Source organism: Candidatus Electrothrix sp. (assembly GCF_052785085.1).
Window position 1 is genome coordinate 1 of record NZ_JALAAI010000119.1, and the last position, 11,148, is coordinate 11,148.

The 11,148-nt window shown below is 46.8% G+C and carries 9 protein-coding genes; 6 read left to right on the top strand and 3 right to left on the bottom strand.

Going from position 1 to position 11,148, the window contains the following annotated elements:
- Positions 1–161: 161 nt before the first annotated feature.
- Positions 162–1,358: a hypothetical protein gene (locus tag L2082_RS15635; RefSeq protein ID WP_446009525.1), complete on the top strand. Its 1,197-nt coding sequence runs from the start codon at positions 162–164 to the stop codon at positions 1,356–1,358.
- On the top strand, positions 1,355–3,406 hold the full coding sequence (locus L2082_RS15640; RefSeq protein ID WP_446009524.1) for a DNA translocase FtsK: 2,052 nt from the start codon (positions 1,355–1,357) through the stop codon (positions 3,404–3,406). The genes L2082_RS15635 and L2082_RS15640 overlap by 4 nt, the downstream gene beginning before the upstream one ends.
- Before the next feature lie 18 nt (positions 3,407–3,424).
- Here L2082_RS15640 and L2082_RS15645 read toward each other — a convergent pair whose 3' ends face one another.
- Positions 3,425–4,057: an endonuclease III domain-containing protein gene (locus L2082_RS15645; protein WP_446009526.1), complete on the bottom strand. Its 633-nt coding sequence runs from the start codon at positions 4,055–4,057 to the stop codon at positions 3,425–3,427.
- Positions 4,058–4,096: 39 nt separating this feature from the next.
- Positions 4,097–5,188 carry a 6-phosphofructokinase gene (locus L2082_RS15650; RefSeq protein WP_446009523.1) on the bottom strand — a complete coding sequence of 364 codons (1,092 nt, stop codon included), beginning with the start codon at positions 5,186–5,188 and terminating at the stop codon, positions 4,097–4,099.
- A gap of 407 nt (positions 5,189–5,595) precedes the next feature.
- Here L2082_RS15650 and L2082_RS15655 point away from each other — a divergent pair, with 407 nt between their 5' ends.
- Positions 5,596–5,934: an IscA/HesB family protein gene (locus tag L2082_RS15655; RefSeq protein WP_446009522.1), complete on the top strand. Its 339-nt coding sequence runs from the start codon at positions 5,596–5,598 to the stop codon at positions 5,932–5,934.
- Between the two features lie 82 nt (positions 5,935–6,016).
- Here L2082_RS15655 and L2082_RS15660 read toward each other — a convergent pair whose 3' ends face one another.
- A complete protein-coding gene (locus L2082_RS15660) occupies positions 6,017–7,279 on the bottom strand; it encodes a D-alanyl-D-alanine carboxypeptidase/D-alanyl-D-alanine-endopeptidase (RefSeq protein ID WP_446009521.1) in 1,263 nt (420 codons plus the stop codon).
- Between the two features lie 299 nt (positions 7,280–7,578).
- Here L2082_RS15660 and L2082_RS15665 point away from each other — a divergent pair, with 299 nt between their 5' ends.
- The 3 genes from L2082_RS15665 to L2082_RS15675 all read left to right on the top strand — a co-directional run bounded on the left by L2082_RS15665 (position 7,579) and on the right by L2082_RS15675 (position 10,805).
- The gene (locus tag L2082_RS15665; protein WP_446009520.1) at positions 7,579–9,537 is read left to right on the top strand and encodes a cation:proton antiporter domain-containing protein; all 1,959 of its coding nucleotides are present in this window, start codon (positions 7,579–7,581) and stop codon (positions 9,535–9,537) included.
- Positions 9,538–9,647: 110 nt separating this feature from the next.
- On the top strand, positions 9,648–10,070 hold the full coding sequence (locus L2082_RS15670) for a hypothetical protein (RefSeq protein WP_446009519.1): 423 nt from the start codon (positions 9,648–9,650) through the stop codon (positions 10,068–10,070).
- A gap of 279 nt (positions 10,071–10,349) precedes the next feature.
- Positions 10,350–10,805 (top strand): hypothetical protein, encoded by a 456-nt coding sequence (locus tag L2082_RS15675; protein WP_446009518.1) that lies wholly within the window; start codon positions 10,350–10,352, stop codon positions 10,803–10,805.
- The last annotated feature ends 343 nt before the right edge of the window (positions 10,806–11,148 follow it).

The following is an 11,148-nucleotide window of genomic DNA, read 5'->3' on the forward strand; positions in this document are numbered from 1 at the left end:
TGTAGGAAGCGCAACGCCTGTCCGTGGAAATATCTCGCTGAGGTTATCACGGCTCGGCGCCAGGGGCTGGATGTGCCTCCTCTGCCTCTTGCTGCGTAAAAAAAATGAGAGGGGTCTGAACGGTTACGTTACTGTGGTTTTTTAGTGATCGAACCCGAACCATGATGCCTATAGCCTTTTTTCGCGGGGATGAATGGGCAGACAATTTCAAGGTGAGCCTTGACAATCCTGTTATCACCCGGCTTGAAGGCAATATGTTTTGGCTCAAAGGATGTACGCAGGATCAAGCCCAGGCTATTATTGCGTCCCGGCTGGACATGGCTCTCTCCGGCATCCAGCGTCCTGACCCACTTTATCCCTTTTCTCTGGATGCAAAGGAATTTGCCAGAGTTATTGATCAACGAGTCAAGTGGCCCCGGCAGGTGATTAATCGAGCCAATAACATGCTCTATTCCCTCATCATTGAGAATCCTCCCCCTGATATACCGCCTGATGAAATCCTAGCTTCAACCTTCACCAATAAAATTTCAAAAATTCTAGCCAATTTTGACCAATTCGAGCCTGATGAAGGACGTCTGACCTTAGCCTTGCAAATCTACCTGAGCAATCGTCCTGATAATGCAGGTTACTCTCTTGAACAACTTGAAGAATCCTCTGAAAAGATCAAGTATATTGACCTGACAGGCCGGTTACGTACAGCAGATGATTCTCCTTGCCAGGAGGCTGCCTTTCTTATTGATGTCGCACTGCATCATAAGGCCGTAGGTGCCAGTTTACGTAATGGTATTGCATTCATGAAAAAACATGGGACAAATCGTGCATTGTTCATCCGGGATATGCGTTGTCCTTTTCCCGAACTACCCAAGTGGCCCTCAACCAATCAGCAATTACAAGCATTAGAGGATGCTGGAGGTTTTAGGATCTCCCTTGATAAGGAAGCGGCGGCCCATTGGTATGCCCTCGCCCTTCTCAAATTCGATATAAGGGCCGGTGATGTATGCCTCAATGACGGTACCAGCATAACAATAGACCAATTTAACGCCTTTATCAGGGATCGGCTCAACGGCAACGACTACCCGGCCTTTGCCCAGCTGGATGATTACCTCAAAGCAATACCCGCACCTGACGAAAATACTGACAAACCGCCCGTAGAATCGCCAGCAAAGGACATTGTCTGGATGGCAGGCCAAGTCCTGAAGCAAGTACCGGTACGCATGCTCAAGGCCGACCTCCTGGTTGACAAACTCTCTGAAAAACACCCCATCAGCACTGACAACCTCCTCCTCTTATTGGAAGATCACCACGAACAGTTCACCCTGATTCGCGCCATGGACCATACCATCATCAAATTAAAATGAATCAACCGCTCGTCAAACTGAACTGTACTGAAGTCCATCTCTGCCATCGTTGCCCCCGCTTACTGGCCTACCAACTCCAAGGACGGGGCCATGCCTGGAAAGTGGGTCTCCAGGGGAGTGGTAATTTCCCTGGAAAACTCTTCCATAATCTGATTGCCAAGCCTTTTCATGACAGCATCTGCCAAGGACCAAACAATGCCATGCATCAGGCAGTCCACACCCTGCTCCAACAACAAGACCAAGACATCAAGGATGGTCTGTTCGCGATCATGAATCAATATATTCTTGACTCTGTCCTGGCGGAAAAGGCTGCTACTCTCAAGGCAGACCAAATTATTGCTCTGGTGGAGGGAATGAGTTTCTGGAACAGTCATCTGGCTGCGTTCCTGAGCAAATGCCGTGACCACAGCAAGTCCCCTGCTCTTTCCGATCTTTTCTGTCGACCGGAACAAAAGCTTTCAGCCCGCATCCCCGTTACTGATGCCGGAAAAAGCATGATCCAGCTGACCGGACAGTTTGACAGCCTCCTGATTGATCAACAACATAAGGAGGCGGTGATTATCGAATTTAAGGGACTCAAGCCTGTCCATACGGATGAAGATCTCATTCAGGTGGCTCTGTACGCCTCCTTGCTCAAGGCTACCACCGGCATCATGGCAAGTGGCATGGTTCTTTATCTGGAAGAGGAGGATAAAGTCGCGACTTACTCGGCAGAGACCCTGGCTGGGATGAGCAACAACCTGATACACCTTCTCCAGATCGCAGCTGAAACCAAACAAATTGTCCAGCAAGGCAGTGGCGACATCCTGGGTCCGCCCAATGACCCGCAACTCTGCTCAGTCTGTTCCTTTGTCGAACAGTGTGATCAGGATTGGGGGGATCGTACAGCTGCTCCAACCACCAAGCCGGTTCTTCCTTCTGCTCAGAACTCCATCCAAGCATCTGAGCCGATATCTAAACCTAAAGAGCAGAATCAAGCTCAGGAAAAAGAGAACACCAAGGAAGCCGAAGACTTGCTTCAGCTCTTGACAGAGACCCTTAAGGCCATACATTTACCTGTGCAACCAGAGGGCTACGTGTTGGGGCCCAGGTTAATCCGCCTGAAAATCAAGCCCCTGCTGGTCAAGGGAACCACTGTTGCTAAAATCGAACGGCGAGCCAGTGATTTACAGATAGCCCTGTCCACCAAAGTGCCCCCTCTGATCCAGACGGCTGCCGGATATATGACCATTGATATCCCCCGCAAGATCAGTGCTCCTTTAACCTTGAGCGAGGTATGGGAGCGGGGCCAGGGCAATAAGCCCAATGAAGTTGCGGCCTTTCCCGTGGGCATGGCTGTTGACGGTACTATTTTCTGGGCCAACTTGAGTAAAGCCACCATGACCTCAATCCTTGTGGCTGGCACAGCAGGCAGCGGCAAATCCATCTTTCTCCGCGCTGCTATCTTGGGCATGGCCCGCAATGCTAGCCCGGACCAACTTCGTTTTACCCTGATTGACCCCAAACTGGTCAGCTTTACCGATCTTAACCAATTACCCCATCTGGATGGACAGATTATTTATGATATCGAACCAGCCCTGGAGGCCCTGGAAGAGCTGGTCACTGAAATGGAACGCCGTTATCAGCTCTTTGCCAATGCCAAGGTCTTTGATATTGAGGAGTATTGTCAACAGAGCAAGGCGATCCATCATCATGTGGTGGTGATAGATGAGTATGCCGATTTAATGGTGGATAAAGACTATAAGCAGGACGCAGAACTCTGTATCCAACGCCTCTGCCAAAAAGGTCGGGCTGCGGGTTTTCATGTGATTCTCTCCACCCAGCGCCCGGATGCCAAGGTGGTCACGCCTTTAATTAAGGCCAATTTGCAGCTCAAGATCGCCCTCAAGGTGACGACCAGCACCAATAGTAATGTGATTCTTGATACCAAAGGGGCTGAAAACCTGATGGGCAATGGTGATATGCTCGTTGGTGGGGCGGTTCCGCTTATCCGCTTGCAAGGGCCATTGGCGACCAAGACCGATCTTATGGAGGTACAACAGGGGTAGTTTTCACTCTGTACTTGCTCAGCAGGGAACATACTCCCCTACCCCGCCAACCCCAGCCAGCGGACACTCCCCGCATTTAGGCTTTGATTTTTTACAAAAATTCTTACCAACCTGCACCAACAAGGCATGATATTCATTAAACAGGACAGTATCTTCCTCCAGGCTGTCCATAAATATTTCCTGAATCTGAAAATAATCAGCATCTTCAGGAATAAGCCCATGACGGGACAGGATGCGGTGGGTATAGGCATCCACCACAAAAACAGGTTGTTCTGCCGCATAGAGGACCATGGAGTCTGCGGTTTCCGGGCCAATCCCTTTGACTGAAAGCAATTGCTCCCGCAGAACCGCAACAGGTTGTTGGAGCAGATACTCCAGATCATTGTCCCACTGCTCTGCAATCATGGCGAACAGATTCTGCAAGCGACCAGCCTTGATATTATAATAGCCTGCCGGGCGGATATACTCAGCCAATTTTTCTTTCTCTAAGACAGCCATTGCAGGAAGAGAAAGCACACCAGCCATTTTCAGGTTGGCAATGGCCTTTTCTACATTCTGCCAATTGGTGTTCTGGGTCAGGATCGCGCCCACCATGATCTCAAAAGGCGTGTCACCAGGCCACCAGTGCTGGGGCCCAAAATGCTCCAGCATCCGGCGATAAACCTGCTTTAATTCATCAGACAGCACAGACTACTCCTTATCACCCAGACAGATACCTATGGAACGGGCCGTAAGCACCTTATCACTTTCCAGGTCAACCTGCTTTCGGCAACAAATGGCATCTTCCAGCAGGACAGCCGACATATTAGGCGGGGTCCAGGCCACCATCCGATCAAATAAACCTTCTGCAGCCATGCGTACAGCAGCTGAGCCAAACCGCAGAGCCAATAAACGATCAAAGGTGGTTGGTGAGCCACCACGCTGGAGATGACCAAGCACCAGGGAACGGGTATCTTTGCCTATCCGCTGCCTGATCTCCTCTGCCACCCATTCCCCAATACCACCCAACAGAGCTTCTTCCCGACCGGTTTCCCCTTTGCCCCGATTTCTTACCTCACCGCCTTCTTCCTTGGCTCCTTCTGCAACCACGACAATAGCATAATGTTTACCGTTGAGCTCGTTTTCAGTGATCTTGGCGCAAACTGCGTCCATATCAAAGGGGAGTTCCGGGAGCAGAATCACATCGGCCCCGCCCGAGATCCCGGAATACAGGGCTATCCAACCGGAATCCCTGCCCATGACTTCGACCACCATCACCCGATCATGGGATTTGGCTGTGGAATGGAGTTTATCCAGGGCCTCTGTGGCTGTGGAAACTGCAGTGTCAAAGCCAAAGGTACGGTCTGTGGCCTCCAGGTCATTATCAATAGTCTTGGGAACCCCAATGACTGGCATGCCCAGCTCTGCGAAACGATGGGCGATTTCCAGGCTGCCATCACCACCCACGGCAATATGGCAGCCAAAGCCCATCCGTCTAAACCCTTCCATGACCTTATCCGAGACATTAACCAGCTTCTCCTCACCGGCAAAGTTTTTCACTGGCATGGAAAAAGGATTCCCTTTATTGGTTGTGCCCAGAATAGTACCGCCAATAGGGGTTATTCCCTCAACATCAGCAGGTGTCAGGCGCACCATTTCGTCTCTGTCCAGAAATCCCCTATAGCCATGCCGACTCCCATAGACATCCCAGCCAAGTTTTGTTGCGGACTTCACGACTGCAAATATTACCGCGTTCAGGCCAGGTGCATCTCCCCCGCCTGTGGAAATTACTATTTTATTCATTGTATTCACCTTGTACATACATCTTCTTATCTTGAGTTATCAACACAGTATAAAAAAGTTAATAATGCAATAATCCTAAGAAAAGACGAGGCATTTTGCAACTTCTTTCCCCTTTTTACTGTTGATTAATTCTCTTTGCCATGCAACTTCCGGCCTTTCTGCATCAATCGCTAGATGATAGTAAGTACCATTATATATTTTTTCAGGCATTGACTTATCAATCAAACTGCCTTACCATAATAAGTATGTTGAGCACTCGTATTTTTCCTGTTTTTTTCGAGGTAGTTTCCACGCTTTGTACACAAAAAAAGACTGTGGAATATACAAAAAAAATAAAAAAAGCTAGAGCTTAATTTAATATCTGGTTGAGATATTAAATTCATTTTTTTAACGACCTGGAGGTTATTATGCTGGAAGTAACAAATTCGGCGGTCGAGAATCTCAAAACCTATCTCGCCGACAATAATATTGAATCCGCGATCCGCATTTCTTTGATGCAGGGTGGCTGAGCTGGGCCCTCACTGGGATTGGCTCTGGATGAGCCAAAAGACAACGATAAAACTTTTGAAGAAAATGGCGTGCAATTCCTGGTAGAGCAAGGACTGCTTGATACCTGTGGTGCCATTAAAGTGGACTTTCTGGAAGCTGGATACCGTTCAGGTTTTTCCATCACCTCTGATAAACCTGTAGGTGGCAGTGGTGGTTGCAGTGCTGGTTCCTGCAGCACCGGAGGATGCGGAGGCTGATATCGCACCCAAGCATCTCTCCAACGACCTCTGTCCTTGCCTCTTTCGTGTTGTTTCTTTGTAAAGGGCAGGGACAGAGGTTTTATTTTCCTTTTTTTATCTTACCAGCACCCTTCTTTATTACGTATTTCCCGCTCCCCGGATACAGCCCCTTTTTCAGACGAGCCAGCACAGCCCTGCGCTGATTACGAGTCTGGTTCAAAAGGATAACATAGGGTTTCCCGTCCTGAAGATAGCCAGCATAATTATAGATTCCCTTCATACTCCCGGACTTACCTCGCAGCCCCAAGTACTTGCGAAGAAGGCCCGCATGCGGCCTGAAGACCCTGAGCAACTCCAGCGTGGCCCGCACAGTCACCCGGTTCCTGCGAAACAGTCCAGCTCCTTCCTTTATGATAAAAGCTGCAGCTGTTTTTTTGCCGAGTTTTTTTACCAGTACTTCATTAACAGCCCGTTCTGCCTTGGCCCAGGTTGCAGGGTATCCGTACTTCCTGGCCCCGCAGGTCAGAAAAACCAGGTTTGAAATAAAATTTGAGGAATACTTTAAAAAAGAACTCGTCAGTTCTGTCAGATTCTTACTATTTTTATGGGTGTAAATAAGCGTGGCATTCTTGGGAACAAGCCTGACACCTGTTTCCCCTTTGCCTGCTATTTCAGCTTCCTTTTGTAAGGCACGAAACAACTCCGCTGCATAGCGAGCTGTCTGTCTTTCTTCCTGGCAACCACCCTCGCAAATATTAATTCTCTGCCAGCCGGCAGGATAGCCCTTGCCTTTGGCCACCTCCTCCATAATAGGGAGCAATGGGGTCTCCTTTTCGCCGGAAAGAATAGCTTTCTTTTTGGTGACACGAACAGCAACGCTGTTAAAATTCACTGAAACCGCAGCCACTGGCGCATCATAGGGATTTCTACTATCTTCCCGACCTGGCACCCGATGCTCCAGGGCAAAGGCCGAGGGATCAATATAAATGCCATTGATTTCCGTTACTCCTTTTTCCTGCAAGGCCTTAAAAATCGAACGGATTTCATCGGACACCAACATGGGATCGCCGGTACCCTTGATATAAAGATTCTTTTTTGTATCCTGATAAAAGGAGGTGGTGAAACGATACTCCGGGCCAAGGATTTCAAAGGCTGCAAGGGCAGTGGCTACCTTAATCACGCTGGCTGGCACATAGGGTATATCAGCATTACAGGAGGAAATAAGCTTACCTTTGGTGTCAGCAACACCGTATCCGCCGTTTTGAATAAGCTTGTTAAAAGGCGGTGAACAGGCTGCACCAACTGATTCAACAGTAAACAAGAGCATAACCAACCCTGTTAACAACAGGCGACCCAACCTCATACTTCTTCCTGATATCTTCATTCTCACCATGTCCCTGAGCCTTTAAGTAAGGCTTTTTGAAAAAACGTTCTTTTATCCTACACTCTACAAGATAACGTATCGAATTTTATATTATCCTTCAAGGAAGTTCGTAAAAAATAACAAAAACAGAGCAGATTGTTCGGTTTTCTTCTTGACTATCAGTTGAATTTATCGCTACAAGTGAACGCTGTTCATGGGTACAACTAAAATGCACAAAAGCAAAAAATACCAAAAACATTGATGATACAACAACGAATTTCAGAAAAAAGGAGCACAAAATGGGTGTAGCCGCAGATATTGTTATCATTGTTGTTGCCGCCCTGATCGGCGCATTGATTGCGCAACGGGTCAAGCAACCGTTGATTTTGGGCTATATTGTTGCCGGGATTGTTGTAGGTCCATATACCGGCGGGGTTACGGTAGGAGATATTCATGAGATTGAACTGCTGGCAGAGATCGGCGTGGCCCTTCTTCTCTTTGCCCTGGGCTTGGAGTTTTCTCTCAGCGAATTAAGGCCGGTCCGGAATATAGCCCTGATAGGAACACCAATCCAAATCCTGCTCACTATTGGCTTTGGCTTTTTACTAGGCAGGTATTTAGGATTCTCTTTAGCCCATGCAATATGGTTCGGTGCCTTGATCTCGCTTTCCAGCACCATGGTGACCTTAAAAACCCTGATGAGCCGGGGGCTTTTAGGGACTCTTTCCAGCCGGGTCATGATCGGGATGCTCATTATTCAGGATTTGGCTATTATCCCGATGATGATTATTCTTCCGCAACTCAGCAATCCCGAAGCAGGTTTGCCTCTTCTGGCTATTGCCATTGTTAAGTCTGTTATCTTCCTGGTCTTGATGTTTTATTTTGGCAGAAAACTCTTGCCCTGGCTCATGGAGCATGTAGCGCAGTGGAATTCACGAGAGCTTTTTATCTTATCTATCACTGCCATAGGACTTGGTATAGGCTATGCCACCTACCTCTTTGGCCTGTCTTTTGCTTTTGGGGCCTTTGTTGCCGGCATGGTGTTGAGTGAGTCTGATTATGGGCACCAGGCCCTGAGTGACATTATTCCTCTCAGGGATATTTTTGGCCTTTTGTTTTTTACATCGGTGGGCATGCTGCTTGACCCGGTATATTTGTTTGAAAACTGGGTTATTATCCTTTCCCTGTGCATAGCCATTGCGGTTTTCAAAGGGGTCATTTTCTCTGTGCTGGCGATAGTATTTCGATATGGCAATATTGTTCCCATTGCCGTTGGATTGGGGCTGTTCCAAGTGGGTGAATTTTCCTTTGTGCTGGCACGCTTAGGCCTTGAAACCAAGTCCATTGACCAGGGAATGTATTCTCTTATTCTTGCCGTGTCCGTCTTGAGTATGGTTCTGACCCCTTTTATTTCGGCCCTGGCAGCCCCTGTCTACAAACTCAAAAAAAGCCGGTTTCAATATGAACCCTTACAAACAGAAAACATCCCTGATTCCGGCTTTAAAAACCATATCATTATTGCCGGAGGCGGACGGGTAGGACAACACATTGCTCAGGTCATGATGGAACTCAGTATCCCTTTTGTTATTATTGAGATGAACCACCAACGAATGATTGAATGTAAAACAGCTCAATATCCAGTCATCTATGGTGATATAAGCCACTCAACGGTTTTTGAACTTGCAAAGGTGGAGGCAGCCAGGCTCTTACTCATTACCACTCCTGATTTTACGACCTCGCAATCCATTGTCAAGCAATCACGTCGACATAACCCTGAACTCCATATCATTGTTCGGGCTGATGGTATCAAGCAAACCCGGGCATTATATGAGAGTGGCATATACATGGCTGTGTTGCCTGAAATGGAAGCGGGCCTGGAGATTGCACGGCAGGCACTCTTGCATATGGATGTCCCTGTGAATGTTATTCAGCAATATACTGACGAGGTACGGCAAAACCTCTATTCGCCAATGTACGAGGCCCAGGAGGGGCATGATCTTTTGACAAAGCTTGGCAATATAAAGAATATGCTGGAAATTTCATGGGTGACTATTGCTCCTGAAAGTCCGCTTACTGATAAAAATATCGGGGAAGCAGCTGTTCGTACCAAGACAGGCGTGTCCATTGTGGGCATTATCCATGGAAAAGAATTTTATTCCAATCCTAAAGTGGATTATACCTTTCAGGGCGGTGATTTGGTGGCAGTGGTCGGTAATGCGGATGAACGGCATGCGTTTCATAAACTGGCAGGGGCTTGAGGGGGTTGTTCCGGATGTTGCGTTTTTAGATGCTCTCGGGAGCATTCCCTATTCAATTTTCCGTGTTTCGTGCCTGAATATCAACATAAGTCTGGGAATCATCAATTAATATGATATCACACAATTTTTTTAATAAAATGCCCAAAGATGGGTACCTTTTAAAGGATTTGCTGAATTGGTTTATAATTGGTTACAAGAATATGCATAAATATTGCTCTAAAAAAAATCGCTACTATTTAGGTTCAATTGAGATTGGCTTTTGCGATTCAGATTTAAGTGAACTCAAAAAAACTCATATAGAAATTTCTCTCATTCATACTGGATCATGGGGGATTGAGTCATTTGAGCAAGTGTCAATTTATGTGCCTACTAAACTGAAGATAGAATCCCATGATAGTTTTTTTGTTCATACTGATTCTGTAAATGGTCTTGCTGGTCTAACACAACAAATAAAAGAGAACTCAATATTCTCAGATATGTTGTCAAAAAAAATAACTGGCCATGAAATATATTTTGGTGAACATTATGGTTAACATTTTGAGTAAGGTCTGACCCCATTTTTTACTCTGAAGGTATATTTTTTCTTTTTAAAAGGACAAGAAATATATCTCCTGGTCTATTGAAATGATAAAAAGATATATTTTTTTGATCTCCAGGTATATTTTTTCTACCTTTTTATAGAATAAATATACCTTCTCATGTCTTCTTTCTGCCTGCAAACTAACGGGGATGATATGCTTTTTGTTCTTGACAGATCGGCAATATCGCAATAGCTTGCAATTATTCTTCAAAATTAACGTAAGGAGGACGCCATGCCTGAACAAACTCTGATTGAACAACTTGCCGCAGTACTGAACGTGGAAATCGTAGAACCGATGGACGGCAGCGAGGCCCAGGGGCTGCACAAGGCCCTGCCCGGCTATCAGGCCGTAGCCGATGATGCTGCCCGTTTTGTCCAGAAACACGGGCAAACCTTGAATCTGGACGCCTCTGTCCTTGCCGACCTTACGGAAGGACTGGCTGAGGTCAAACGCATGGAACCGGGGGAACATGCCCTGGGTAAATTACATCAGTCGGTTTATCACCAACGCCTGCGGGGCACGGACAGGTGTATGGAAGGGCTTTATAACTCCACCCGTCGTATCCGTGACTTTTCCGAGGCCTATCCTGACATTGCCGAGGAAGGGAAGTTTCTTCTTGATTTTATGAAGGTGTTTAAGCCGGGGAGGAAGAAGGAGAAAAACGAGGATGGGGGAGGTGAAGGATAGGGATTGAATATCAGTGGGATTATCTCCGGCAATGATGTTTTGCATGATTGTTGCCGGGGATTTGAACCTGTGACCCTACCCTGTAACCCGTATGGCTACGCAGTTTGATTTTGGTGTGTGATACCGGGGCGGATATTTTTACCGCCTCAATATCTGAATAAGCGGATTTTTGTGGAATATATTACGGTCAATATCATGGAAAGTTTCCACTTATTACAGGCCCCTGACAGCCTTTTTCTGCTAGCTGGTTAATCTTTTAATTTTACACCAGAAAAAAATGGACATTTGAGATTTTTCTGGTATTAATGTAATAAAAAACGATTTGTCATTGGTAACCAAGGGA